The organism is Streptomyces sp. NPDC020742, from assembly GCF_040641675.1.
In the GTDB taxonomy this organism is placed as follows: domain Bacteria; phylum Actinomycetota; class Actinomycetes; order Streptomycetales; family Streptomycetaceae; genus Streptomyces.
Map to the genome: position 1 here is coordinate 24,782 of NZ_JBFAEA010000037.1, position 24,888 is coordinate 49,669.

At 71.6% G+C, this 24,888-nt stretch carries 26 protein-coding genes and 2 tRNA genes; 22 read left to right on the forward strand and 6 right to left on the reverse strand.

From position 1 onward, the window contains the following. The first annotated feature begins 57 nt into the window (after window positions 1-57). Window positions 58-504, forward strand: coding sequence for a hypothetical protein (locus AB0G84_RS34205; protein ID WP_361329877.1), 447 nt, complete (start codon window positions 58-60; stop codon window positions 502-504). 68 nt (window positions 505-572) lie between these two features. Continuing rightward, window positions 573-728 (forward strand): hypothetical protein, encoded by a 156-nt coding sequence (locus AB0G84_RS34210; RefSeq protein WP_238571798.1) that lies wholly within the window; start codon window positions 573-575, stop codon window positions 726-728. A 33-nt stretch (window positions 729-761) separates the two neighbouring features. Here AB0G84_RS34210 and AB0G84_RS34215 read toward each other — a convergent pair whose 3' ends face one another. Continuing rightward, on the reverse strand, window positions 762-1,328 hold the full coding sequence (locus AB0G84_RS34215) for a CGNR zinc finger domain-containing protein (RefSeq protein ID WP_361329881.1): 567 nt from the start codon (window positions 1,326-1,328) through the stop codon (window positions 762-764). A 225-nt stretch (window positions 1,329-1,553) separates the two neighbouring features. Further along, window positions 1,554-1,967 (reverse strand): SsgA family sporulation/cell division regulator, encoded by a 414-nt coding sequence (locus AB0G84_RS34220; protein WP_003959770.1) that lies wholly within the window; start codon window positions 1,965-1,967, stop codon window positions 1,554-1,556. Between the two features lie 189 nt (window positions 1,968-2,156). On the opposite strand from AB0G84_RS34220, the gene AB0G84_RS34225 reads away from it, so the two are divergent. From AB0G84_RS34225 to AB0G84_RS34240, 4 genes are all read left to right on the forward strand, one after another. Next, window positions 2,157-2,636: a TIGR02611 family protein gene (locus AB0G84_RS34225; RefSeq protein ID WP_361329884.1), complete on the forward strand. Its 480-nt coding sequence runs from the start codon at window positions 2,157-2,159 to the stop codon at window positions 2,634-2,636. A gap of 65 nt (window positions 2,637-2,701) precedes the next feature. Beyond that, window positions 2,702-2,773, forward strand: a tRNA-Val gene (locus tag AB0G84_RS34230). An 86-nt stretch (window positions 2,774-2,859) separates the two neighbouring features. Further along, a complete protein-coding gene (locus AB0G84_RS34235) occupies window positions 2,860-3,321 on the forward strand; it encodes an SRPBCC family protein (protein ID WP_361329887.1) in 462 nt (153 codons plus the stop codon). Between the two features lie 72 nt (window positions 3,322-3,393). Next, window positions 3,394-3,465 (forward strand) — tRNA-Val (locus tag AB0G84_RS34240). 179 nt (window positions 3,466-3,644) lie between these two features. On the opposite strand, the gene AB0G84_RS34245 is transcribed toward AB0G84_RS34240, so the two are convergent. After that, a complete protein-coding gene (locus AB0G84_RS34245; RefSeq protein ID WP_361329890.1) occupies window positions 3,645-4,370 on the reverse strand; it encodes a 3'-5' exonuclease in 726 nt (241 codons plus the stop codon). A gap of 169 nt (window positions 4,371-4,539) precedes the next feature. On the opposite strand from AB0G84_RS34245, the gene AB0G84_RS34250 reads away from it, so the two are divergent. The 3 genes from AB0G84_RS34250 to thrS all read left to right on the forward strand — a co-directional run bounded on the left by AB0G84_RS34250 (window position 4,540) and on the right by thrS (window position 8,375). After that, entirely contained in the window at window positions 4,540-5,106 is a 567-nt protein-coding gene (locus tag AB0G84_RS34250; RefSeq protein WP_361329893.1) for a DUF4365 domain-containing protein, read from the forward strand. Next, window positions 5,106-6,293 carry a hypothetical protein gene (locus AB0G84_RS34255; protein WP_361329896.1) on the forward strand — a complete coding sequence of 396 codons (1,188 nt, stop codon included), beginning with the start codon at window positions 5,106-5,108 and terminating at the stop codon, window positions 6,291-6,293. Before AB0G84_RS34250 ends, AB0G84_RS34255 begins: the two co-directional genes overlap by 1 nt. 102 nt (window positions 6,294-6,395) lie before the next feature. Then, a complete protein-coding gene (gene thrS, locus AB0G84_RS34260; protein ID WP_361329899.1) occupies window positions 6,396-8,375 on the forward strand; it encodes a threonine--tRNA ligase in 1,980 nt (659 codons plus the stop codon). 54 nt (window positions 8,376-8,429) lie between these two features. Here thrS and AB0G84_RS34265 read toward each other — a convergent pair whose 3' ends face one another. Continuing rightward, entirely contained in the window at window positions 8,430-9,077 is a 648-nt protein-coding gene (locus tag AB0G84_RS34265; RefSeq protein ID WP_361329902.1) for an ion channel, read from the reverse strand. A gap of 61 nt (window positions 9,078-9,138) precedes the next feature. On the opposite strand from AB0G84_RS34265, the gene AB0G84_RS34270 reads away from it, so the two are divergent. The 3 genes from AB0G84_RS34270 to AB0G84_RS34280 all read left to right on the forward strand — a co-directional run bounded on the left by AB0G84_RS34270 (window position 9,139) and on the right by AB0G84_RS34280 (window position 11,808). After that, a complete protein-coding gene (locus AB0G84_RS34270) occupies window positions 9,139-9,696 on the forward strand; it encodes an HIT domain-containing protein (protein ID WP_361329905.1) in 558 nt (185 codons plus the stop codon). Window positions 9,697-9,796: 100 nt separating this feature from the next. Then, window positions 9,797-10,597 carry a polysaccharide deacetylase family protein gene (locus AB0G84_RS34275; RefSeq protein WP_361329908.1) on the forward strand — a complete coding sequence of 267 codons (801 nt, stop codon included), beginning with the start codon at window positions 9,797-9,799 and terminating at the stop codon, window positions 10,595-10,597. Beyond that, complete coding sequence (locus AB0G84_RS34280) at window positions 10,597-11,808, forward strand: hypothetical protein (RefSeq protein WP_361329911.1); 1,212 nt, start codon at window positions 10,597-10,599, stop codon at window positions 11,806-11,808. Before AB0G84_RS34275 ends, AB0G84_RS34280 begins: the two co-directional genes overlap by 1 nt. Window positions 11,809-11,909: 101 nt before the next feature. On the opposite strand, the gene AB0G84_RS34285 is transcribed toward AB0G84_RS34280, so the two are convergent. Together AB0G84_RS34285 and AB0G84_RS34290 are read right to left on the reverse strand one after the other, a co-directional pair. Continuing rightward, window positions 11,910-13,565 carry a hypothetical protein gene (locus AB0G84_RS34285; RefSeq protein ID WP_361329914.1) on the reverse strand — a complete coding sequence of 552 codons (1,656 nt, stop codon included), beginning with the start codon at window positions 13,563-13,565 and terminating at the stop codon, window positions 11,910-11,912. 196 nt (window positions 13,566-13,761) lie between these two features. Further along, on the reverse strand, window positions 13,762-15,960 hold the full coding sequence (locus AB0G84_RS34290) for an elongation factor G-like protein EF-G2 (protein ID WP_361329917.1): 2,199 nt from the start codon (window positions 15,958-15,960) through the stop codon (window positions 13,762-13,764). A gap of 328 nt (window positions 15,961-16,288) precedes the next feature. On the opposite strand from AB0G84_RS34290, the gene pgsA reads away from it, so the two are divergent. From pgsA to ruvB, 10 genes are all read left to right on the forward strand, one after another. Next, the gene (gene pgsA, locus AB0G84_RS34295) at window positions 16,289-16,948 is read left to right on the forward strand and encodes a phosphatidylinositol phosphate synthase (protein WP_361329920.1); all 660 of its coding nucleotides are present in this window, start codon (window positions 16,289-16,291) and stop codon (window positions 16,946-16,948) included. Further along, entirely contained in the window at window positions 16,945-17,871 is a 927-nt protein-coding gene (locus AB0G84_RS34300) for a phosphatidylinositol mannoside acyltransferase (protein ID WP_361329923.1), read from the forward strand. The genes pgsA and AB0G84_RS34300 overlap by 4 nt, the downstream gene beginning before the upstream one ends. Beyond that, window positions 17,868-19,028 (forward strand): glycosyltransferase family 4 protein, encoded by a 1,161-nt coding sequence (locus AB0G84_RS34305; RefSeq protein ID WP_361329926.1) that lies wholly within the window; start codon window positions 17,868-17,870, stop codon window positions 19,026-19,028. Before AB0G84_RS34300 ends, AB0G84_RS34305 begins: the two co-directional genes overlap by 4 nt. 127 nt (window positions 19,029-19,155) lie before the next feature. After that, window positions 19,156-19,701, forward strand: a complete 546-nt coding sequence (locus AB0G84_RS34310; protein ID WP_361329929.1) for a hypothetical protein — start codon at window positions 19,156-19,158, stop codon at window positions 19,699-19,701. 183 nt (window positions 19,702-19,884) lie between these two features. Further along, the gene (gene pdxS / locus AB0G84_RS34315) at window positions 19,885-20,796 is read left to right on the forward strand and encodes a pyridoxal 5'-phosphate synthase lyase subunit PdxS (protein ID WP_030067142.1); all 912 of its coding nucleotides are present in this window, start codon (window positions 19,885-19,887) and stop codon (window positions 20,794-20,796) included. A gap of 16 nt (window positions 20,797-20,812) precedes the next feature. Beyond that, complete coding sequence (pdxT, locus tag AB0G84_RS34320) at window positions 20,813-21,406, forward strand: pyridoxal 5'-phosphate synthase glutaminase subunit PdxT (protein ID WP_361329934.1); 594 nt, start codon at window positions 20,813-20,815, stop codon at window positions 21,404-21,406. Between the two features lie 73 nt (window positions 21,407-21,479). Next, window positions 21,480-22,232, forward strand: a complete 753-nt coding sequence (locus tag AB0G84_RS34325) for a YebC/PmpR family DNA-binding transcriptional regulator (protein WP_361329937.1) — start codon at window positions 21,480-21,482, stop codon at window positions 22,230-22,232. 237 nt (window positions 22,233-22,469) lie between these two features. Beyond that, window positions 22,470-23,021, forward strand: a complete 552-nt coding sequence (ruvC, locus tag AB0G84_RS34330; RefSeq protein ID WP_361329964.1) for a crossover junction endodeoxyribonuclease RuvC — start codon at window positions 22,470-22,472, stop codon at window positions 23,019-23,021. Continuing rightward, complete coding sequence (ruvA, locus tag AB0G84_RS34335) at window positions 23,018-23,638, forward strand: Holliday junction branch migration protein RuvA (RefSeq protein ID WP_361329940.1); 621 nt, start codon at window positions 23,018-23,020, stop codon at window positions 23,636-23,638. Before ruvC ends, ruvA begins: the two co-directional genes overlap by 4 nt. An 82-nt stretch (window positions 23,639-23,720) precedes the next feature. After that, window positions 23,721-24,809 (forward strand): Holliday junction branch migration DNA helicase RuvB, encoded by a 1,089-nt coding sequence (ruvB, locus tag AB0G84_RS34340; RefSeq protein ID WP_361329943.1) that lies wholly within the window; start codon window positions 23,721-23,723, stop codon window positions 24,807-24,809. The last annotated feature ends 79 nt before the right edge of the window (window positions 24,810-24,888 follow it).

Consider the following 24,888-nt stretch of genomic DNA (forward strand, 5'->3'; position numbering starts at 1 on the left):
CAGGATGGAAGGGAGCAGAGCGCCGCCTGCTCGCCCATTCACCGGCAGGAGGACCGGATGCTGACCTCGACCGTCTGTGCCGCGGTGTCGGCGGCGGGCCTGGGCATCGCCGCGCTGACGGCGTACCGCAAGCGCTTCCTGGCCGCGACCCGCATCGCCGCCTACTCCCTCATCCCCATCGGCCTGGTGATGACGGGCGTCATCGACTGGGTCACCAGCATCGTCTTCAAGCCCACGGTGTGGGCCGGCTTCGGTGTGCTGGCGCTCTCGGCCGTACTGTTCATGATCACCAGGGGCGTGGAGCGCCGCAGGGGCGGGCTCGGCGGCCGCAAGGAGCGGAAGGCCGCAGCGGCCACCGCGCCGGACGCGGTGGCGCCGGCCGCCTCCGCACCGTCCCTCGGCCCGGGCCGCCCGGCCGCCAAGGGGAAGACCCCCAAGGCCACGGACGCCCCCAAGGATGACTTCTCGGACATCGAAGCGATCCTCAAAAAGCACGGGATCTGATGAACCACCGCTGCTGAGGCGCCGATCGGGCGTACTCGGACGATCAGCTGCGCCATGATGCGCGCGAGATGAACGATGAGTGCGCCCTCGCCCAAGACGACGCCCCGTCCCCCGAACCACGCGGTTGCCTGTTCGCGCTGTCCCAGCCGCCGCTGATGCTCTTCCTCGCCGTGATCGGCTTTCTGCTGCTCCTCGGTGCCGTACACGACCTCTTCATCCTGTGAGGCCGGTGTGCGGCGCGCGGTGCGCTGCCGGGCTCAGCCCGCGGCCTCCCGCCGCCGCGCCCGGTAGGCCGCGACATGCAGCCGGTTGCCGCAGGTCCGGCTGTCGCAGTAGCGCCGCGAGCGGTTGCGGGAGAGGTCGACGAAGGCGTGCCGGCAGTCCGGCGCCTCGCAGTGCCGCAGTCGCTCCCGCTCGCCGGCCACGACGATGAAGGCCAGCGCCATCCCGCCGTCCGCGGCCAGATGGTCGGCGACCGATGCGCCCGGCGCGAAGTAATGCACGTGCCAGTCGTAGCCGTCGTGGTCGGTGAGCTGCGGTGTGGTGCCCGCCGAGGCGACCAGCGCATTGAGCTGCTCGGCCGCGGTGCGGTCGTCCTCGGCGGCGAAGACCTCGGCGAACCGCGCCCGGACCGCCCGGACGGCCGCCAGATCGTTCGGGCGGAGCGCACCCACGTCGCTGACGTCGTGCTGCCGCACGAAGTCGTCGAGGGTCGCGAGATCGGTGAGGCTGTCCGGTGCGCCGGGAGCATCGCCCTCCGGAGCGGTGTTCAGCAGATCGACGACGGCCTCGAGTGCGCACCGGGTGTCGTGGGTGATCAGCACGGTTCCGCTCCCTGGCCGGGCGGGGGTGGACGGTACCGCCCCCGGTGTCGTTGCCGAATGGTCGCCGACTCTAGCGCCTGGAACAAGCCTCGGCGCCGACTCCGCGGTGGGCCGCGGCGCCGACGCCGAAGTCTGCCGTATGAACTTGTCGGTCCTGCGCCGTCTCCCCGAGTCGGACGGTCGCAAGTGTGAGCGGGTGGGTGCTTTCGGTAACCGGTCTGCGCCTCAGCTCTCCGCGAGGATGTGGGAGAGCTCCGTGTCGAGATCGAAATGCCGGTGCTCCGTACCGGGCGGTACGGCGGCGTCGGTCCTTTTGAGGAACGATTCGAGGGCCCGTGCGGGCGCCTCCAGCAGGGCTTCGCCTTCCGGGGAGCTCAGGGCGATGCAGACCACGCCCTGTCCGTGGCTCCGGGACGGCCATACGCGGACGTCTCCGGTGCCCGTGGGCCGGTGCAGGCCCTCGGCGAGGAGGTCGCGGGCGAAAACCCACTCGACGGTCTCCTCGGCTCCGGTATGGAAGGTGGCATGCACGGCATAGGGATCGGCCGTGTCATACCGCAGGCCCGCGGGTACAGGCAGTGAGGACTCGCTCGACACAACGAGGCGCAGGTGCAGCTCGCAGCTGACCGTGGTGTTCATAAGCGCCAGGGCCTTTCGCTCAGTGTGCGCTCGGGGATTCGCACGTCGGCGAAATCGACATGCCACCTACGGTGCCGTTGTAAACCCCTCTGACGGTTTTGGGTGGCTTCAGGTACCTCTTACGGCGGATTGCGAGATCGTCCCCGTCGGTAATTCCGCGGACCCGTCACGTCCGGTAAGTTTGATGACATGAATACGCTGAGTAACGGGGGGCCGGGACTCGCCGAGGGGGGCACCGAGAGGGAAGCCGAAGGCGGAGCCGACGGGGCTGCCGAGGGGGCGGCCGTGCCGTCCGAGCAGCCGCTCGGCTCGCGGGCGCCGCACTTCATCAAGCGCTCCCGGCCGCTGCACCTGAGCTGGCAGGTCGGGGTCTTCGTCGTCGGCCTGGCGGTGGTCGTGGCCGGCGTGATCATGCTGCCGCTGCCCGGGCCGGGCTGGCTGGTGATCTTCGCCGGTATGGCGATCTGGGCGACCGAGTTCGTCTGGGCGCAGCTGGTGCTGCGCTGGACCAAGCGCAAGGTCACCGAGGCGGCCCAGAAGGCGCTCGACCCCCGGGTGCGACGCCGCAACATCATTCTGACCAGCATCGGCCTGGTCGTGATCGCGGCGGCACTTGCGGTCTATGTCTGGAAGTTCGGTTTTGTGATGCCCTGGCGTGTCTCCGAGTGATCCTCTGAGGCCCTCGGGATGGTCACAAGTGCCCGCCGACGTGGGGTAATGTTGGCGGTGCGCCCGGGCGATTAGCTCAGTGGGAGAGCGCTTCGTTCACACCGAAGAGGTCACTGGTTCGAACCCAGTATCGCCCACCCCGGACGACGGCCCGGAGACATCAAGTCTCCGGGCCGTCGCAGTTGTTGGGCGCCGTGAGGGCTCCGGGGCGCACACTGGGATCATGCCCGCCTGGTCACGCCGACTGCACCGCTACCGCTTCCGCAGCGTCTGGCTGCTCAATGCCCCGCCGGCCGTGGTCTACGCCGTGCTGGAGCGCGCCGAGGCCTACCCCCGGTGGTGGCCGCAGGTCCGCGAGGTCTCCCCGCTCGATGAGCGCAGCGGCGCGGCCCGGTTCCGCTCGCTGCTGCCGTACGACCTGAGGGTGGTGGCCACCGAGCGAGTGCGGGACCCGGGTGCGGGGGTGCTGGAGATAGCCCTGCGGGGTGACCTGGCGGGGTGGGCGCGCTGGACGGTCGTACCGGGCGAGGGCGGCACCCGTGCCGTCTTCGAGCAGGACGTCGAGGTCTGTAGCCCGCTGCTGCGGCGCCTCGCGCTCGTGGGGCGGCCGCTGTTCCGGGCCAATCACGCGCTGATGATGCGGGCCGGGCGGCGCGGTCTCGCCGCCTGGCTGGCCCGCGGATGACGGGAATTTGATGGAAGCACCGGGCGACCTGTATTGTTCAGGTCGTTCGCGAGGGAAACCTCACCGACACCCGGGCGATTAGCTCAGTGGGAGAGCGCTTCGTTCACACCGAAGAGGTCACTGGTTCGAACCCAGTATCGCCCACCGGGATCAAGAACCGGGCCGCCAAAAGGCGGCCCGGTTCTTTTCGTTGGAATTCGCGCGTTGCGGGATGCCGGGTGTTCCGTTCTGCGGTGTGGCGATCCGTTGTGGGGGATCCGCCGAGCGGCCGCCGGGAAATGCGACCGCCCGCCTGGTGGACCGCCGCATTTCCTGAGCGGTCATCAGGCGGCGGCCGGGAGTTCCGGACGCAGCGGCCAGTGCGGATCGACCGCCTCGGGGTTGCCGGACCGGGCGAACCACGCCTCCAGCCCTCGCGCCTGGGCCGCGTGCCAGATCGTCTGGCGGGTGTGCAGCTCCGCCGGCTGCAGCCCCGCCAACCGGTCGGCGAAGCGGTGCCCCAGGGCCCGCACCACCAGCAGCGCGGCCAGCGCGTCGGCCGCCGCCTCGTGCGCGTCGGTCAGCTCGACCTCGTAGTGCGCACACAGGTCGGTGAGCGTGCGGCGGCCCTTGCGGTAGCGGTCCAGGTGCTTGTCCAGCACCCGGGGGTCCAGGACGCGCAGCGGGTGCGTGCCCAGATAGGCGTCGAGCGAGCGGGCGCGGTGGCGCTTCAACTCGCGGTCCAGCAGCGTCAGGTCGAACGGGGCGTTCATCACCACCAGCGGCCGGCCGGCCAACGACTGGGCGGCCAGGGCCCGGGCGATCTCCTCCATCACCGGCGCCGGCCAGCGGCCGTGTCGGGCGAGGTGGTCGGCCGTCAGACCGTGCACCGCCGTCGCGGCCTCCGGTATCTCCACGCCGGGATTGACCAGCCAGCGCGTGATGCGGGGCGCCGAGCGCGGGGTCTCCTGCACCACCAGCGCCGCCGAGACGATACGGTCCCGCTCCACGTCGATGCCCGTCGTCTCGGTGTCGAAGGCGGCAAGCGGTCCGTCAAACCAGCACGGCATCATCCCAACTCCTCCCGGCCGTAGGGGGGATGGCAACGCGCATCACCCGAGCTGGTGATACCCGAGCCGCACGGTGGTCGAACCGTCCTGGTTTGCGGACCACTTGACGCGGAGACAACCAGGGTGAACCGAACGCACCGCACCGCACCGCCCGGAAGGCAGCTCCGCGATGACGCTCGCGCAGCCCGAACCGGGCGGGCTGCTGCCGGGGCGGACCACTCCGCAGCGCGGCGGACTCGCCACGACGGCCTGTATGGAGACCCTGCAGGTGGGCTACCTCCATGCGGTCGCCGCCGCTTCCGGGTGCTCCCTGGCACAGCCCTTCCCGGACAACGGAATCGACTGGCACGTCAGCCATGGCGCGCCCGGACACACCGTCGACGACGAGGTCACCATCAAGGTGCAGCTCAAGTGCACCTACCAGACCGCCCCGCGCCCGCCGGGGCCCACCTTCGCGTTCACGTTGGACAACGACCATCTGGTGAAGCTGGCCCGGACGCCCGTATCGGTGCACAAGATCCTGGTCGTGATGCTGGTGCCGCGGACCCAGGAGGACTGGCTGCGGGTCTCCCACGACCGGCTCGAACTGCGGCACTGCTGTTACTGGATCAACCTGGCCGGCCACCCGGTGACCGGCCGGCGCAGGACCACCGTGCGGATCCCCACCGCGCGGATCTTCGACGACCGGGCGCTCTGCGAGATCATGACCCGGGTCGGGGCGGGAGGGAGACCCTGATGGACCGGCCCACCGAGCAACCCGACGCCCGGCTCCCGGACCCCGCGCGGACCGACCCGGCGGTGCTCGGCGCGCTGCTCGCCCGGCACGGCTGGCGCCGCCGCGGCGGGGCCACCGGCCACTACGCCCGCTGGACCCCGCCCGGCGCGGCGAGCGGGACCAGCCTGCTCGTACCGCACGACCGCCGCTTCCCCGACAGCCCCGAGCTGCTCGCCGAGGCGCTGGCCGCGCTGGCGCGCAGCGCCGCGCCCTCGGCGCGCGAGGTACTGATGGGGCTGGCGGTGCCCAGCGATGAGGTGCGCTGGGAGCGCGAGGTGCCCGACGGCGGCTCCGGGGCCGCGCACTGGGCGGCGCAGGAGCACCTGCGCGGCGCGGCCCGTTCGATGCTGGTGGCTGGGGCTCTGGGGACGTACGGACGGGCCGGTTACCACGGCGCCAGGCACCGCCGGCAGGCCGAGGCGTTCCTGGGCCGGGTGCTGGTCGGCCCGGTGACGGCCGGGCGGCGGCTGACCGCGTTCGTCCCGGTGAGCGGGGGACGCGGAGCGGTGGCCGGGCTGCAGCGGGCCCTGCACGCGGTCCGCGACGCCACCGACTACCAACGGGCCACCGGCGGTATGGAGGCCTTCGACGCGGCCGTCGGGCTGGGGGCCTGCCACGAATTGGCGCAGGCGTTGCTCGCGCTGGTGCGGGACGCGGAAGGCGTGCGGATCGCGGTCGGCTGGTCACCGGCGGCCGGCGCGCCGGCCGGGTGCCCGCTGCGCCCCGAGCCGGTCGAGTTCTCGCCCGGCGACCTGCCCGCCCTTCAGCAGGCCGCCCAGCGCTACGTCCGTGCCGAGCCGTCGCTGCCGGTGCGGGTGACCGGCACGGTCGTACGGATGCGCCGGGAGCGGCCTGGGGGTCCCGGGGCGGTCCGGCTGCGGGTGATCTCCGGGGCCGATGTGGGACAGGTACGGGTCGCGCTGGGGGAGGAGGACTACCGGATCGCCGGGCACGCCCACCTGGTCGGGCTGCCGATACGGGTCAGCGGGCGGCTGGAGAGCCGGGGCGGCTTCCGCCGGATCACCGGCGGGCACGACGTCACCCCCGTACAGGTCGACGAGGCCGAGCGGGACCGGCTGCTGAAGTCGCTCCAGGAGAATCTCGACTTCTTCGAGGAGGCGTGCGGCGGACCACTGGGCGAGGAGTAGTCGGGGCCGGGGGAAACCGTTTCGCGGTCGGGCGGGCGGGATCGGTACGATTCGGCTGCGCAGCAATCGCTGATGCGAAGAGACATGAGTCAGGAGAGACCGGTGTCAGACGTCCGTGTGACCATTCCACGCGATTCCGAGCGGGAAGAACGCGTGGTGACCACGGGCACTACGGCCGCCGACCTCTTCCAGGGCGAGCGCAGTGTGGTGGCCGCGCGGGTGGCCGGGGAGCTGAAGGACCTGGCGTACGAGGTCGCCGACGGCGATGTGGTCGAGCCCGTCGAGATCACCTCCGACGACGGTCTGAACATCCTGCGGCACTCGACCGCGCATGTGATGGCGCAGGCCGTGCAGGAGCTGTTCCCGGAGGCCAAGCTCGGCATCGGCCCGCCGATCAAGGACGGCTTCTACTACGACTTCGACGTCGAGACCCCCTTCCACCCGGACGATCTCAAGCGCATCGAGAAGAAGATGCAGGAGATCCAGAAGCGCGGGCAGCGGTTCGTGCGCCGGCCGGTCAGCGACGACGCCGCGCGCGAGGAGCTGGCACAGGAGCCGTACAAGCTCGAGCTGATCGGGCTGAAGGGCTCCGCCGCGGAGGCCGCCGAGGGCGCGTCCGCCGAGGTCGGTGCCGGCGAGCTGACCATCTACGACAACGTCGACGCCAAGACCGGCGACCTGTGCTGGAAGGACCTGTGCCGTGGTCCGCACCTGCCCAGTACCCGGGTGATCCCCGCGTTCAAGCTGATGCGCTCGGCCGCCGCGTACTGGCGCGGCAGCGAGAAGAACAAGCAGCTGCAGCGGATCTACGGCACCGCCTGGCCCACCAAGGACGAGCTCAAGGCGTACCTGGAGTTCCTCGCCGAGGCCGAGAAGCGCGACCACCGCAAGCTCGGCGCCGAGCTGGACCTGTTCTCCATCCCGGAGGTCCTCGGCTCGGGCCTGGCCGTCTTCCACCCCAAGGGCGGCGTGGTCCGCAAGGTGATGGAGGACTACGCCCGCAAGCGGCACGAGGAGTCGGGCTACGAGTTCGTCAACACCCCGCACATCTCCAAGCAGAAGCTCTTCGAGATCTCGGGCCATCTGCCGAGCTACGCGGACGCGATGTTCCCGCCCGTGCAGTTCGAGGGGCAGGACTACCGCCTCAAGGCGATGAACTGCCCGATGCACAACCTGATCTTCCAGGCGCGCGGTCGCTCCTACCGCGAACTGCCGCTGCGGCTCTTCGAGTTCGGTACGGTCTACCGTTACGAGAAGTCCGGCGTGGTGCACGGCCTCACCCGTGCGCGGGGCTTCACCCAGGACGACTCCCACATCTACTGCACCAAGGAGCAGATGCCCGAGGAGCTGGACTCGCTCCTGACCTTCGTGCTGGACCTGCTGCGCGACTACGGCCTGTCGGACTTCTACCTGGAGCTGTCCACCCGCGACGACTCCGAGAAGTTCATCGGCGAGCCGGAGGAGTGGGCCGAGGCCACCGAGACCCTGCGCCAGGCCGCCGAGAAGCAGGGCCTGGAGCTGGTGATGGACCCGGGTGGCGCCGCGTACTACGGCCCCAAGATCTCGGTGCAGGCCAAGGACGCGATCGGCCGTACCTGGCAGATGTCGACCATCCAGGTCGACTTCCAGCAGCCCAAGCGGTTCGAGCTGGAGTACACCGCGGCGGACGGCACCAAGCAGCGCCCGGTCATGATCCACCGCGCGCTGTTCGGCTCCATCGAGCGGTTCTTCGCGGTGTTGCTGGAGCACTACGCGGGCGCCTTCCCAGCGTGGCTGGCGCCGGTCCAGGCGACCTGCATCCCGATCGGCGACGCGCATGTCCCGTACCTGGAGGAGTTCGCCGCCCAGGCGAAGGCCAAGGGGCTGCGCATCGAGGTGGACGCCTCGTCGGACCGGATGCAGAAGAAGATCCGTAACGCCCAGAAGGCCAAGGTTCCGTTCATGGTCCTCGCGGGTGATGAGGACATGGCGGCCGGTGCGGTCTCCTTCCGCTACCGCGACGGGTCGCAGAAGAACGGCATCCCGCGGGACGAGGCGATCGCCGAGCTCCTCGATGTGGTGGAGCGCCGCGTCGAGGTGTGACGCCGGTGCACCGAGCGTGCGGCCCCGGGGAGCGACCGGCTCCCCGGGGCCTGCTCATGCCTCGCCGTCCTGGCGGAACCTCCGCATCAGCCAGGACGAGAACGAGCCCACCACCGCGCCGACCAGGGCCACTCCGACGAACATCAGCCCCACCGCGATCCAGCGGCCGCGGGTGGTGACCGGGGTGGCGTCGCCGTAGCCGGTCGTGGTCAGGGTCGAGGCGGCCCACCACGCCGCGTCGCCGAAGGTGCGGATGTTGGCGCCGGGCGCGGCGCGCTCGTCGTGGTAGACCGCCAGGCTGGCCGCGAAGCCCAGGAGCAGCGAGGTCAGCCCGGCGTAGGTCATCACCCGGGCCTCCAAAGGCAGCCGCGGATGGCCTCTGCGGCGCAGCATCCGGTCGTGCATGTCGACGATCCGCAGCGGCCGCAGCAGGGGCAGCACGGTGACGATCAGGTCCAGCCAGCGGGTGCGGATGAAGTGCCGCCGGTCGTCGCTGAGCAGCAGCCGGGCCAGATAGTCCAGGACGAACAGGCTCCAGGTCAGGTAGGTGACGATCGTCCAGAAGAGCCACCAGCCGGGGGAGAGGCCGGTGTCCAGGACCCGCACCGCGTACGAGGTCAGGAAGAGCAGGGAGGCGGCGAACAGGTACGGGTCCCGGTCCCGCTCCCACCGCTGCAGCCGCGCTTGTCTGTCCACGGCCACAGCATCGCCGAGGGGCCGGTGGTCGGTGCCCCAACGACACGCTGCCGAGGGGCTACGCCATATGCTGGCCCGTATGACAAGCGAGCCGGAACAGCAGATCGGAGTAGGCACCCAGGACGCCTTCCAGCGCCTGTGGACGCCCCACCGGATGGCCTACATCCAGGGCGAGAACAAGCCGACCGGTCCGGGGGCCGGCGACGGCTGCCCGTTCTGCACCATCCCCGCGAAGTCGGACGAGGACGGCCTCGTGCTCGCGCGCGGTGAGTACGTCTATGCGGTGCTGAATCTGTACCCGTACAACGGCGGCCATCTGATGGTGGTCCCGTTCCGGCATGTCGCGGACTACACCGAGCTGACCGCCGCGGAGACGCTGGAGCTGGCGGAGTTCACCAAGCGGGCGATGACCGCGCTGCGCACCGCGTCCGGGGCGCACGGCTTCAACATCGGGATGAACCAGGGCACGGTGGCCGGCGCGGGCATCGCGGCCCACCTCCACCAGCACGTCGTCCCGCGCTGGGGCGGCGACACCAACTTCATGCCGGTGGTCGGGCACACCAAGGTGCTGCCCCAGCTCCTGGCCGACACCCGGGCGATGCTGGCCGAAGCCTGGCCCGCATAGCGGCCGCCGACGGTCGCCCGGCGTGGAGTTCGGGGCGACACGCACCGGATGAATAGGGCATATCGCCCTAATTCGGATTAGTTGCCTCTCTAATGGGGTGGTGACTTCACTGGATCGTCGCTCCGTGCTGCGCGCGGCCGCCTCGGCCGCGGCAGCCGGAGCGCTGGTGACGGGCTGCGACCCGCACCGGGACGAGGACTCCGGCCCCGTACGGACCGCCGCCGGCCCCAGCCCTGCCGGGGCGGGCCGGGACCGGCAGGCCCCCGCACACGTCGCCCGGCCTCCCACCAGGGCGCCGGGCCTGCCGGTACAGATCGAGCACGGGCCACGGAACCGCCGCGCGGTGGCGCTCACCTTCCACGGCGCGGGCGACCCCCGGCTGGCGACCGCCCTGCTGGGCGAGGCCGAACGGGCCGGCGCCCGGATCACCGTGCTCGCCGTCGGCAGCTGGCTCGACGACCAGCCCGCGATGGCCCGCCGGATCCTCGACGGCGGCCATGAGCTGGGCAACCACACCCTGCACCACCGGAATGTCTGCGCCCTTCCGGCCGCCGAGGCGTACGCCGAGATCATCGGCTGTGCCGACCGGCTGCGCCGGCTCACCGGCACCATCGGCAGTTGGTTCCGGCCCTCGCAGGCCCGGCGGGCCACGGACCAGGTGGCCGCGCTGGCCCGTCGGGCCGGGTACCCGCACGTCCTCTCCTACGACCTGGACTCCCTCGACGCGACCGACCCCGGAGCCCCGGCCGTCCAGCGCACGGTCCTGGAAGCGGTCGGGCCGGGCTCGGTCGTGAGCCTCCACCTCGGGCACGCCGGCACGGTGGCCGCGCTGCCCCCGATCCTCGACGGCCTTCGCCGGCGCGGTCTGCGCGCGGTGACGACAACGGAGCTGGTGACGTGATGGCTGACCGGAACCGTACCGATTCCACGAGACGCGCCCCGGGGCGGGCCCGGCGCCGCCGGGTGGCGGCACTGCTCACCGCGGCCGGTGCGCTGGCGGCGGCCGGCTGCGCTGGCGGCACCGAGCCCTCCGCGCGCAGCTCCCGGCCGGTCGAGCGCGCACCGGTGCAGGCCGCCAAGCCGGGCCTGCCCGGGATGCCGCCGCTGCTCGACGCGCACGACCTCTACGCGGCCGACCGCCCCGGCCGGCTCGCACCACAGGTCAAGGACTACCCGGCGCGGATCTACGTCCCCAACACCGGCTCCGACACGGTCAGCGTGATCGACCCGAAGACGTACAAGGTCATCGAGACCATCCCGGTCGGGGTGCAGCCGCAGCACGTGGTGCCCTCCTGGGACCTGAAGACGCTGTGGGTCAACAACAACCGGGGGCACGACCTCACCCCGATCGACCCGGCCACCGGCAAGGCGGGCAAGCCGGTGAACGTCCACGACCCGTACAACCTCTACTTCACGCCCAACGGCAAGTACGCCGTGGTGATGGCGTCGATGGACCGGCAGCTGGTCTTCCGCGACCCACACACCATGGAGGTCCGCAAGACCCTCCCGGTCAACTGTGCCGGGGTCAACCACGCGGACTTCTCGCCGGACGGCCGGTACTTCATCGTCTCCTGCGAGTTCTCCGGTGAGCTGCTGAAGGTCGACACCGAGAAGATGAAGGTCATCGGCCAGGAGAAGCTGCCGTTCGAGGGGGCGATGCCACAGGACGTCAAGATCTCGCCGGACGGCCGGACCTGGTACATCGCCGACATGATGGCGGACGGCATCTGGGTCATGAACGGCGACCGGTTCGACCGGCCCAAGCTGATGGCGACCGGCAAGGGCGCCCACGGCCTCTACGTCAGCCGCGACTCGCGGTACATGTACGTCTCCAACCGCGGCGAGGGCTCCATCTCCCTGCTCGACTTCAAGACCGGCAAGCTCGTCGACAAGTGGCACATCCGCGGCGGCGGCAGCCCCGACATGGGCGGACTGTCCACCGACGGCAAGGTCCTGTGGCTCTCCGGCCGCTACAACTCGGAGGTCTACGCGCTGGACACCCGTACCGGCAAGACCCTCGCCAAGATCCCGGTCGGCCAGGGCCCGCACGGCCTGGCGGTGTACCCCCAGCCCGGCCGGTACTCGCTGGGGCACACCGGCATCTTCCGGTAGCCGGCGGCCCCGGCCGCGCGGCCGGGGCCTGCACGCCCAGGTGCGCGGTCCTGGCACGTGGGCGACCGTCCTGGGCGCCTAGGACGCTCCGAACAACACAACTAGGCGTTGTACTCGTCGGCCTTCCCCGGCTCGGCGCCCTGGATCATGCCGCTGAGCACCAGCGAGCGGTTGGTGAAGCGCTCGGTGTTCACGCCGTTGTCCTTGAGGACGCTCATCGCGGCGGCGTGGACCGTGCGCAGCACCGGCGTCGCGGCGCGCAGCGCGTCATCGGCCATGAAGCGGTGGCGCCAGGGCTTGTCCGCCCACACGTGCCGCAGGCCGAACGGCTCGGGCAGGGTCAGCTTGCCGCCGAGGAAGTCCAACACCGGCGGGAACCAGGTCAGCGGGGCGCGGGCGGCGAGCCGGACCACCTCCTGCGGCTCGATCAGCGGCAGGTGCTGGGTCCTGGTCTCCCAGAACTTGACGACCTTGGCGACTTCCTTGGTCTTCGGCTCGGGCTTGGAGGTGAACAGCCCGTTGACCGGGCCGAGGGCGTGGCCGGTGACCTCGATGCGCAGCGTCTCGTGCAGCACGGTGACGGTGATCATCAGGGTGATCACCAACTGCCCGTCCCACAGCACGAACTGCACGCCCAGGTAGTGGCGGTTGCCGCTGCCGAACTGCTGCTCGTTGCAGATCCGCTCTATCTCGTGCCCGCGGATCTGGTACGCCTCGACATGGGTGCCCTCGGGGCGGGTCACCGCGGCGGCCTTCTCCCCGACCGGCGAGACGATCCAGTGGCGTACCGAGGGGGTGGGGAAGCCGCCGGTGTGCAGCGGGCTGCGCTCCAGCAGCCGCAGCCGGTCGTGGATCGCCCGGATCACGTCCCAGCTGCGGAACGGGTTGATCTCGGTGCCCTCCCGGGCGGGCGTGAGCTCCTCGGCGAGCTGCCAGCTGCCCCAGCGGGTGCCCATGCCGAGTATCCCCTTGGGGCCGGCGTAGAAGACCACATTGCTGCTCTGCTCGGCGGAGATTTTGGCGAGATTCTGCCGGAGGGTCTCGGCGGCGGTCTGGTTCGGGTCCTGCGGTACCGCCTCGGGGATCTTGGCGGCCACCCCGCCGCCCTCCAGCAGGCCCTTCCAGGACTCCCGCATCGCCACCGCGGTCCGCTCGCAGATCTGCTTGGCCAGCCACCAGCCGATCACCGGGGCGACGAGCATGGCGCGGGCGTACATCGGCCAGAAGCCGGTCAGCGGCAGCTTGAACATGAAGAGCAGGGCCAGCCCGGCGAGCACGGTCAGCAGCACCGCGCCCAGCAGCGAGAGTCCCTTGCCCTCGCCGTCTTTGGAGAGCATCTTGCGCAGCTGGAAGGCGCCCAGCCACAGCAGCACCCCCGGCAGGAACAGCAGCCCGAACAGCACCATCAGCACGGTGAGTTTGGCGTCCCGCTGCTTGCGGATACGGGTCGCCGACAGGCAGTGCTCGACGATGGTCTGCGGTTCGGTGCCGAACGACTGGATGAGCGCGGCGCGGCCGCCGCCGAGCATCCGCACCTGTACGGCGCGCGAGAAGGCCTCGCCGAGGTTGGGCTGAAACAGCGACAGCTTGGGCTTCTTGATCGTGGACTTGCCGGTCTCGGAGTCCGCCTCGGTGATCTTGGAGATCTTGCAGTCCCGATAGGCGGCGGAGGCCAGCGCCTGGGTCGCGGCGGTCTGTCCGGCGCTCCCCGAGAGCGGCACCTGCGCACCTGGGCTGAAGTCAAAGCCGTCTGCCACTATCGCCCCCACACCCCTCGCATCGGATGATGCGGCTCTTCCCGGCTTCCCATGACCGCACACCTCGTGTGCGTCCGTGACCTCGCGTCCTGCCGCAGAACGGCGAATCCACGACAGGTCCCTCAGCGTACAGCCGCCGTCCAGCCCAAGGGAGTTGAGCCGGACAGCGGCCGGACGGGGGTTGACGGAGCGTCGGCTAACCGCCGTTCGCCGTCTCTTCCCGCAGTTTCGCGGCGAGTTGGGGTGGCATCGGCTCGTACCGAAGTGGAACGCGCGAGAACCGTCCACTTCCGTGCGAAAGGGAGCGCAGATCGACGGCGTACCGGTCGATCTCGATCTCCGGCACCTCGGCCCGGATGACCGTACGGCCGGCGCCCGACTGTTCGGTGCCCACCACCCGCCCACGGCGCCCGGAGAGATCGCTCATCACCGGGCCGACGAAGTCGTCCGGAACCATCACACTGACCTCGCAGACCGGTTCGAGGAGGTCGATCCGGACGCCGGCGGCCGCCTCGCGCAGCGCCAGGGCGCCGGCCGTCTGGAACGCGGCGTCCGAGGAGTCGACCGAGTGCGCCTTGCCGTCGAGCAGGGTGACGCGGATGTCGACGAGCGGATGCCCGGCGGCGACCCCGCGGGCGGCCTGGCTCCGGATGCCCTTCTCCACGGACGGGATGAACTGCCGGGGCACCGCGCCCCCGACGACCTTGTCCACGAACTCGATGCCGGAGCCGCCCGGCAGCGGTTCCACCTCGATCTCGCAGATCGCGAACTGGCCGTGCCCGCCGGACTGTTTGACGTGCCGCCCGCGGCCCGCGGCGCCCTCGCCGAAGGTCTCCCGCAGCGACACCTTGTGGGCGACGGTGTCGACCTGCACGCCGTAGCGGGTGCGCAGCCGCTCCAGTGCCACATCGGCGTGGGCCTCGCCCAGGCACCACAGGACCACCTGGTGCGTGTCCTGGTTGTGCTCCAGCCGCATCGTCGGGTCCTCGGCCACCAGCCGGGCCAGCCCCTGCGAGAGCTTGTCCTCGTCGGCCTTGCTGTGCGCCTGGATCGCGACCGGCAGCAGTGGGTCGGGCATCGACCAGGGCTCCATCAGCAGCGGCGCGTCCTTGTCGGAGAGGGTGTCGCCGGTCTCGGCGCGGGTCAGCTTCGCCACGCACGCCAGATCGCCCGCGACCGCCTGCGGCAGGGGACGCTGCTGCTTGCCGAACGGGGCGGTCAGCGCGCCGACCCGCTCGTCGACGTCATGGTCCTCGTGCCCCCGGTCCTCCAGGCCGTGGCCCGAGACGTGCACCGTCTCGTCCGGCCGCAGGGTCCCGGAGAACATCCGTACCAGCGAGATCCGTCCCACGTACGGGTCGGAGGAGGTCTTGACCACCTCGGCCGCCAGCGGGCCGTCGGGATCGCAGCCGAGCGCCGGGCGCGGGGCGCCGTCCGGACTGGTTACCGCGGGCGCCTCGCGCTCCGCCGGGGTCGGGAAGCCGCCGGTGATCAGCTCCAGCAGCTCCACCGTGCCCAGCCCCTGCTTGCCGCCGTCGGGGGCCGGGGCGGCGGCCAGCACCGGGTGGAAGGTGCCGCGGGCGACCGCCGTCTCCAGATCGCCGATCAGGGTCTTGATGTCGATCTCCTCGCCGCCGAGGTAGCGGTCCATCAGGGACTCGTCCTCGCTCTCGGCGATGATCCCCTCGATCAGGCGGTTGCGGGCCTCCTCGATCCGCGGCAGCTCCTCGGCGGTCGGCTCGCGCTCGGTGCGCTCACCGGAGGAGTAGTCGAAGACCCGCTGGGAGAGCAGGCCGATCAGGCCGTGCACGGGGGCGTGGCCGTCGGCGCCCGGCGTGCCGTACAGCGGGAGGTAGAGCGGCAGCACCGCGTCCGGGTCCTCACCGCCGAAGGCGTTCCGACACCGCTCGGTCATCTCGTCGAAGTCGGCGCGGGACGCCTCCAGGTGCGTGACGACCAGGGCGCGCGGCATACCGACGGCGGCGCACTCGTCCCAGACCATACGGGTCGCGCCGGCCACGCCGTCGGCCGCCGAGACAACGAAAAGGGCCGCGTCCGCGGCGCGCAGACCGGCCCTGAGTTCCCCGACGAAATCGGCGTATCCGGGGGTGTCCAGGATATTGATCTTCACTCCGCCCCAGTCCACCGGGACCAGGGAGAGCTGTACGGAGCGTTGCTGGCGGTGCTCGATCTCGTCGTAGTCCGACAGACAGCCGCCGTCCTCGACCCGTCCGGCCCGGTTGACCGCGCCGGACGCCAGTGCCAGCGCCTCGACCAGGGTGGTCTTTCCCGATCCGCTGTGGCCGACCAGCACCACATTCCGCAGGGCCGTGGGCCGGCCGGCCGTTGGTGCCCTTCCGGCGGCTCCCGGGTGTGTACGCGTCTTCTCGCTCATGTGTCTCGCCTCCAGGTCGACACTTTGCGGTGATTCGAGCTTTCCACCGCGGTCATGCCGCGTCCATACGTGGCGCACCGGAACGCCCTCCCCGCGGGCGCGGGGCCCCGCCCCGCGCGCCGGGAAGCGCGCGGGGGCAGCCCCGCGCCTCCCTCTGCACCCGCGCTGCCGGCCCCGGGCTTGCCGCCTGCACCCGCGCTGCCGGCCCCGGGCTTGCCACCTGCACCCCGCGCCGCGATGCCTTCGCGGCGGCCCGGGACCGCGTGGCTACGATGGGCCAGCCGGTGGCCCCTTGACCGCGCGGCCCATATCGACCTCCGGGAAGGCCATGCTGAACAAGTACGCGCGTGCGTTCTTCACGCGTGTTCTCACGCCGTTCGCCGCCCTGCTCATCCGTATCGGCGTCAGCCCGGACGCGGTCACTCTCGTCGGGACCGGAGGCGTGGTGGCCGGTGCGCTGATCTTCTACCCGCAGGGCGAGCTCTTCTGGGGCACGGTCGTCATCACCCTGTTCGTCTTCTCCGACCTCGTCGACGGCAACATGGCACGGCAACTGGGCCGCTCCAGCCGCTGGGGCGCCTTCCTGGACTCCACCCTCGACCGGGTCGCCGACTCGGCGATCTTCGGCGGGCTGGCCCTGTGGTACGCGGGGCGCGGCGACAGCCTGCTGCTCTGCGCGATGGCGATCTTCTGCCTGGCCAGCGGCCAGGTGGTCTCGTACACCAAGGCGCGCGGGGAGGCGATCGGGCTGCCGGTGGACGTCAATGGCCTGGTGGAGCGCGCCGAGCGGCTGGTGATCACGCTGGTGGCCTGCGGTCTGTCGGGGCTGCACGCGTTCGGGGTCCCGGGCGTCGAGGTCCTGCTGCCGGTCGCACTGTGGATCGTCGCCGTCGGAAGCGCCGTCACGCTCGGCCAGCGCGTGGTGACGGTGCGCCGGGAGTCGGCGGAGGCCGACGCCGCCATGGCACAAGGGGGGAACAGCGTATGAAGCGCAGGACCGGTCCGATCGATACCGAGAAGCTCACCGGGGTGCTCTACGGCCTGGGCTGGAGCGCCGTGCGGAAGCTGCCCGAAGGCGCCGCCGCACGCCTCGGCCGGAAGATCGCCGACACCGTCTGGAAGCGGCGCGGCAAGGGCGTGAAGCGGCTGGAGGCGAACCTCGCCCGGGTGCTCCCGGACGCTTCCTCCCAGCATCTGGCAGAGCTCTCGCAGGCCGGGATGCGCTCGTACATGCGCTACTGGATGGAGTCCTTCCGGCTGCCGGACTGGAGCAAGGAGCGGATAAGGACCGCCTTCGCCCCCGAGGACGTGCACCACCTGACCGACGGCCTGCGCAGCGACCGCGGCGTCATCCTGGCCCTGCCGCACATGGCCAACTACGACCTCGCCGGCGTCTGGGTCACCACCAAGCTCAACACCCCCTTCACCACGGTCGCCGAGCGCCTGAAGCCGGAGTCCGTCTACGACCGCTTCGTCGCCCACCGCGAGTCCCTGGGCATGGAGGTGCTGCCGCACACCGGCGGCGCCGCCTTCGGCACCCTCTCTCGCCGGCTGCGGGCCGGCGGCCTGGTCTGCCTGGTCGCCGACCGTGACCTCTCCAGCTCCGGCATCCCCGTCACGTTCTTCGGGGAGGAGACGAAGATGCCGGCCGGTCCCGCGTTGCTCGCCCTGCAGACCGGCGCGATGCTGCTGCCGGTCACCCTCTGGTACGACGACACCTCCGTCATGCGCGGCCGGGTCCACCCCGAGATCGAGGTGCCCGAGGCCGGTACCCGCACCGAGCAGGCGGCCCGGATGACCCAGGTCCTCGCCGACACCTTCGCCGCCGGCATCGCCGACCACCCCGCCGACTGGCACATGCTGCAGCGCCTGTGGCTGGCCGATCTGGAGCCCCGCGAGGAGACGTCGTGAAGATCGGCATCGTCTGCCCGTACGCCTGGGACGTCCCCGGCGGGGTGCAGTTCCACATCCGCGACCTGGCCGAGCACCTCATCCGCCTCGGCCACGAGGTCTCCGTGCTGGCCCCGGCCGACGACGAGACCCCGCTGCCCCCGTACGTCGTCTCCGCCGGCCGCGCCGTGCCCGTGCCGTACAACGGCTCGGTGGCCCGGCTGAACTTCGGCTTCCTGTCCGCGGCCCGGGTCCGCCGCTGGCTGCAGAACGGCGGGTTCGACGTCATCCACATCCACGAGCCGGCCTCCCCGTCGCTCGGCCTGCTCGCCTGCTGGGCCGCCCAGGGCCCCATCGTGGCGACCTTCCACACCTCCAACCCGCGCTCCCGGGCGATGATCGCCGCCTATCCGATCCTGCAGCCCGCGCTGGAGAAGATCAGCGCCCGGATCGCGGTCAGCGAGTATGCCCGCCGCACGCTGGTGGAACACCTCGGCGGCGATGCGGTGGTCATCCCCAACGGCGTGGACGTCGACTTCTTCGCCCGCGCCAAGGCCAAGGCCGAGTGGCAGGGGCGCACCCTGGGCTTCATCGGCCGGATCGACGAGCCGCGCAAGGGCCTGCCAGTCCTGATGAAGGCGCTGCCGAAGATCCTCGCCGAGGTGCCGGACGCCCGTCTGCTGGTCGCCGGCCGTGGTGATGAGGAGGAAGCGGTGGCCGGGCTGCCCGCCGAGCTCCGCGACCGGGTGGAGTTCCTCGGCATGGTCACCGACGAGGACAAGGCGCGCCTGCTGCGCAGCGTCGACGTCTATGTCGCCCCCAATACGGGCGGCGAGTCCTTCGGCATCATCCTGGTGGAGGCGCTGTCGGCGGGCGCCCCCGTACTGGCCAGCGACCTCGATGCGTTCGCCCAGGTCCTGGACCAGGGCGAGGCCGGGGAGCTCTTCGCCAACGAGGACGCCGACGCCCTGGCCGCCGCCGCGGTGCGGCTCCTGGGAGACCCCGCCCGCCTCGCCGAGCTGCGCGAGCGCGGCACCCGCCACGTCCGCCGCTTCGACTGGTCCACGGTCGGCGCGGACATCCTCGCCGTCTACGAGACGGTCACCGCCGGCGCCGCCTCGGTGGCCGCCGACGAGCGGGTCGGACTCCGGGGCCGCCGCTGGCCGGCCAAGGACTGACGCCCGCGGCTGACCGCGTGCCCGCCGCCGTCGGGCGCTCCGGTATCCGGCCGCCCCGCGCGGCGGGCCGGTCGCCGGCGGGCGGGGCGGCGCCGTCCCCGCCGGCGGACGGGTAACGTGCCCCCGCGTGACCACGTTCATCTGGATCGCCGCCGCGATCGTCCTCATCGGCATCTACCTCAGCTGGACCGCCGGCCGTCTCGACCGTCTGCACGCGCGCATCGACGCGGCGCGCGCGGCGCTCGACGCCCAGCTGCTGCGGCGCGCGTCCGTCGCCCAGGAGGTGGGCACTTCCGGTGTCCTGGACCCTGCCGCCTCGATCGTGCTCTACCAGGCCGCGCACGAGGCCCGGCAGGCCGAGGAGGACCACCGTGAGGTCGCCGAGAGCGAGCTGAGCCAGGCGCTGCGGGCCATCTTCGCCGAGGAGGGCCAGCTGGAGGCCGTACGGGAGGCCCCGGGCGGCGAGCAGACGGTCACCGAACTCACCGCGGCGGTGCGCCGCGTCCCGATGGCCCGCCGCTTCCACAACGATGCCGTACGGGCCGCCCGCGCGGTGCGCCGGCACCGGGTGGTGCGGTACTTCCGGCTCGCCGGGCACGCGCCGTTCCCCCTGGCCTTCGAGATGGACGACGAGCCGCCGGCCGTGCTGGACGACCGCTCGGCGGGGAACTGAGCGGCCGCCCGCGGGCCCGTTGCCCGGCCCGGGCACCGGAGCGCCGAGGGCGCGCGGCCCCGGAACCGGACCACTTCCCAGCCGTCACGAGCCACCGGCCTTGAATTGGCCCTTTTCCCCGGCCCCTCACAAACGGTTGTGTGGTCGGCACGCACTAGTACCCGCACTGAGTGAGGTCCCACCGTGTCCAGCACGCCCACCACGCCCCAGAACCCCGAGACCGGAACCGCGCGCGTCAAGCGCGGTATGGCCGAGCAGCTCAAGGGCGGCGTGATCATGGACGTCGTCACGCCCGAAGAGGCGAAGATCGCCGAGGACGCGGGCGCCGTCGCCGTCATGGCCCTGGAGCGGGTGCCCGCCGACATCCGCAAGGACGGCGGCGTGGCCCGGATGTCCGACCCCGACATGATCGACGGCATCATCGACGCGGTCTCCATCCCGGTCATGGCCAAGTCCCGGATCGGCCACTTCGTCGAGGCCCAGGTCCTGCAGTCGCTCGGTGTGGACTACATCGACGAGTCCGAGGTCCTCACCCCGGCCGACGAGGTCAACCACTCCGACAAGTGGGCCTTCACCACCCCCTTCGTCTGTGGTGCCACCAACCTGGGCGAGGCGCTCCGCCGGATCGCCGAGGGCGCCGCGATGATCCGCTCCAAGGGCGAGGCCGGCACCGGCAACGTCGTCGAGGCGGTCCGCCACCTGCGCCAGATCAAGGGCGAGATCGCCAAGCTGCGCGGCTGTGACAACAACGAGCTGTACGCCGCCGCCAAGGAGCTCCGCGCCCCCTTCGAGCTGGTCAAGGAGGTGGCCGAGCTGGGCAAGCTGCCGGTCGTGCTGTTCTCCGCCGGCGGTGTGGCCACCCCCGCCGACGCCGCGCTGATGCGCCAGCTCGGCGCCGAGGGCGTGTTCGTCGGCTCCGGCATCTTCAAGTCCGGTGACCCCGCCAAGCGCGCCGCGGCGATCGTCAAGGCCACCACCTTCTACGACGACCCGAAGGTCATCGCGGACGTCTCCCGCAACCTGGGCGAGGCCATGGTCGGCATCAACTGCGACACCCTCCCCGAGGCCGAGCGCTACGCCAACCGCGGCTGGTAAGGACGTACGACAGCAGATGAGCACCCCCACCATCGGTGTGCTGGCCCTCCAGGGCGACGTCCGTGAGCACGTCAAGGCGCTCACGGACGCCGGTGCCCAGGCGCAGCCGGTACGCCGTCCCGAGGAACTGGCCGAGATCGACGGCCTGGTCATTCCCGGCGGCGAGTCCACCACGATGTCGAAGCTGGCGGTCGTCTTCGGCATGCTGGAGCCGCTGCGCGCGTTCGTGCGGGCGGGCCGGCCGGTCTACGGCACCTGCGCCGGCATGATCATGGTCGCGGACAAGCTGCTGGACGCCCGCGAGGACCAGGAGACCCTCGGCGGCATCGACATGATCGTGCGCCGTAACGCCTTCGGGCGGCAGAACGAATCGTTCGAGGCCGCCATCGACGTCGCCGGCATCGACGGCGGACCGGTCGAGGGCGTGTTCATCCGGGCGCCCTGGGTCGAGTCGGTCGGCGCCGCGGCCGAGGTGCTGGCGACGTACGACGGGCACACCGTGGCCGTGCGGCAGGGTAACGTCCTCGCTACGTCGTTCCACCCGGAGCTCACCGGTGACCACCGGGTGCACGCCCTGTTCGTCGACATGGTGCGTGCCTCGGCGGAGTAACACCGGGTGATCCAGCCCCGGTAGGATCGAAGGCGTTCGTTTCAGAAGTTGGTTACGCGAAGGAGACAGGCGGATGTCCGGCCACTCTAAATGGGCTACGACGAAGCACAAGAAGGCCGTGATCGATGCCAAGCGCGGCAAGCTCTTCGCGAAGCTGATCAAGAACGTCGAGGTCGCGGCCCGGATGGGCGGCGCCGACCTCGACGGCAACCCGACGCTCTTCGACGCCGTCCAGAAGGCGAAGAAGCAGTCCGTCCCCAACAAGAACATCGACTCCGCCATCAAGCGCGGTGCCGGGCTCGAGGCGGGCGGCGCCGAATACGAGACCATCATGTACGAGGGGTACGGCCCCAACGGTGTCGCGGTGCTCATCGAGTGCCTCACCGACAACCGCAACCGCGCCGCCTCGGACGTCCGCGTCGCCATGACCCGCAACGGCGGTTCGATGGCCGACCCGGGTTCGGTCTCCTACCTGTTCAACCGCAAGGGCGTGGTGATCGTCCCCAAGGGTGAGCTGACCGAGGACGACGTGCTGGGTGCCGTGCTGGACGCCGGCGCCGAGGAGGTCAACGACCTCGGTGAGTCCTTCGAGGTGCTCAGCGAGGCCACCGACCTGGTCGCGGTCCGCACCGCCCTCCAGGAGGCCGGTATCGACTACGACTCCGCCGACGCCAACTTCGTCCCGACCATGCAGGTCGAGCTGGAGGAAGAGGGCGCGCGCAAGATCTTCAAGCTGATCGACGCGCTGGAGGACAGCGACGACGTGCAGAACGTCTTCGCCAACTTCGACGTGTCGGACGACGTGATGGCCAAGGTCGACGCCTGACGGCTCCCGCCCGGACCACCACACACGGCCCGCCGGATCCCTCCGGTGGGCCGTGTGTCATGTGCGCGGTCACCGGGCGGGCGGGCGCCGGCCGGGTGCCGCTCCCGCGCAGCGGTACGGTGGCCGCAGCCGGACCTCCGCCGCCGTCGCCGCGCTCCCGACGCATTGTCAGTGGCAGCCGATAACCTGCACGAACAGTCTGTCGGTTGGCCGCGGAAGGCCGAGGAAGGGGGCGCCGTGCGGGTGCTGGGCGTGGACCCGGGGCTGACCCGGTGCGGGATCGGCGTGGTCGAGGGGGTCGCCGGCCGTCCCCTGACGATGGCCGGCGTCGGTGTCGTCCGCACCCCGGCCGACGCCGAGATCGCCGAGCGGCTGGTGCTGATAGAGCGCGGCATCGAGGAGTGGCTGGACCGCCACCGCCCCGAATACGTCGCCGTGGAGCGGGTGTTCAGCCAGCACAACGTCCGTACGGTCATGGGCACCGCCCAGGCCAGCGCGGTCGCCATGCTCTGCGCCGCCCGCCGTGGCCTGCCGGTCGCGCTGCACACCCCCAGTGAGGTCAAGGCGGCCGTGACCGGCTCGGGCCGGGCCGACAAGGCCCAGGTCGGCGCCATGGTGACGCGCCTGCTGCGGCTGGACGCGCCACCGAAGCCGGCCGATGCCGCCGACGCCCTGGCCCTCGCCATCTGCCACATCTGGCGCGCGCCCGCGGTCAACCGCCTCCAGCAGGCGCAGGCCGCCGCCCGCCGCTCCACCGCTCCCGTCCGCACGCTGAAGGGCACCCGATGATCGCCTTTGTCTCCGGCCCGGTCGCGGCCCTGGCCCCCGATACCGCCGTCGTCGAGGTCGGCGGCGTCGGCATGGCCGTCCAGTGCACGCCGAACACCCTCTCCGCGCTGCGCGTCGGACAGCCGGCCAAGCTCGCCACCTCCCTCGTCGTCCGCGAGGACTCGCTGACGCTGTACGGCTTCGCGGACGACGACGAGCGGCAGACCTTCGAGCTGCTGCAGACCGCCAGCGGCGTCGGCCCCCGGCTCGCCCAGGCGATGCTCGCGGTGCACACGCCCGACGCCCTGCGGCTGGCCGTCGCCACCGGTGACGAGAAGGCCCTCACTGCCGTGCCCGGCATCGGCAAGAAGGGCGCGCAGAAGCTGCTGCTGGAGCTGAAGGACCGGCTGGGCGAGCCGGTGGGCAGCAGCCGGCCGGGCAGCGCCGCGGCGGCCGCGGCCGGCTGGCGCGACCAGCTGCAGGCCGCGCTGATCGGCCTCGGCTACGCCACCCGGGAGGCGGACGAGGCGGTGGCCGCGGTCGCCCCGCGGGCCGAGGCGGCGCTCGCCGAGGGCGCAGCGCCCCAGGTGCCACAGCTGCTCAAGGCCGCCCTGCAGACCCTCAACCGCGCCCGGTGACCGCCCCGGCTCCGCCACGGGACCCCCGACCGTACGACCAGCCAGGCGGCCCGGCCGCCCCGACCCCACGAGGCAATCCGCAGTGAACTGGGACGACACCGCACCGCCCGCCGAGGACCCCGCAGCGGCCGGCCCCGACCGGCTGGTGGGGGCCGACGCGGACGGCGAGGACACCGCCGTCGAGGCCGCGCTGCGGCCCAAGGACCTCGGCGAGTTCGTGGGCCAGGAGCGGGTGCGCGAGCAGCTCGACCTGGTGCTGCGCGCCGCCCGCGCCCGCGGCGCCACCGCCGATCACGTCCTGCTGTCCGGCGCCCCCGGCCTGGGCAAGACCACCTTGTCGATGATCATCGCGGCCGAGATGGGTGCCCCGATCCGGATCACCTCCGGCCCGGCCATCCAGCACGCCGGCGACCTTGCCGCGATCCTCTCCTCCCTCCAGGAGGGCGAGGTCCTCTTCCTCGACGAGATCCACCGGATGTCCCGGCCCGCCGAGGAGATGCTCTACATGGCGATGGAGGACTTCCGGGTCGACGTGATCGTCGGCAAGGGCCCCGGCGCCACCGCCATCCCGCTCGACCTCCCGCCGTTCACGCTGGTCGGCGCCACGACCCGGGCCGGTCTGCTGCCGCCCCCGCTGCGCGACCGCTTCGGCTTCACCGCCCATATGGAGTTCTACGCCCCCGCCGAACTGGAGCGCGTGATCCACCGCTCGGCCGGGCTGCTGGACGTCGAGATAGAGCCGGAGGGCGCCGCCGAGATCGCCGGCCGCTCCCGGGGCACCCCGCGCATCGCCAACCGCCTGCTGCGCCGGGTCCGGGACTTCGCCCAGGTCAAGGCCGACGGCCTGATCACCCGCGAGGTGGCCTCCCAGGCACTCGGGGTCTACGAGGTCGACGCCCGCGGTCTGGACCGCCTCGACCGGGCGGTGCTCACCGCCCTGCTCAAGCTCTTCGGGGGCGGCCCGGTGGGCCTGTCCACCCTCGCGGTCGCGGTGGGGGAGGAGCGGGAGACCGTCGAGGAGGTCGCCGAGCCGTTCCTGGTGCGGGAGGGGCTGCTCGCCAGGACGCCCAGGGGCCGGGTCGCCACCCCCGCGGCCTGGGCTCACCTCGGTATGGTTCCCCCACAGAACCAATCGGGAGCAAGCGGACAGCAGGGCTTGTTCGGTCCGTGACGGCGCGGAGACTCGCACGGTCAGGAACTGCGGTGCGATGCTGGGCGTTGTTCCACTGGTGGGGATGCGCTTAGACTCC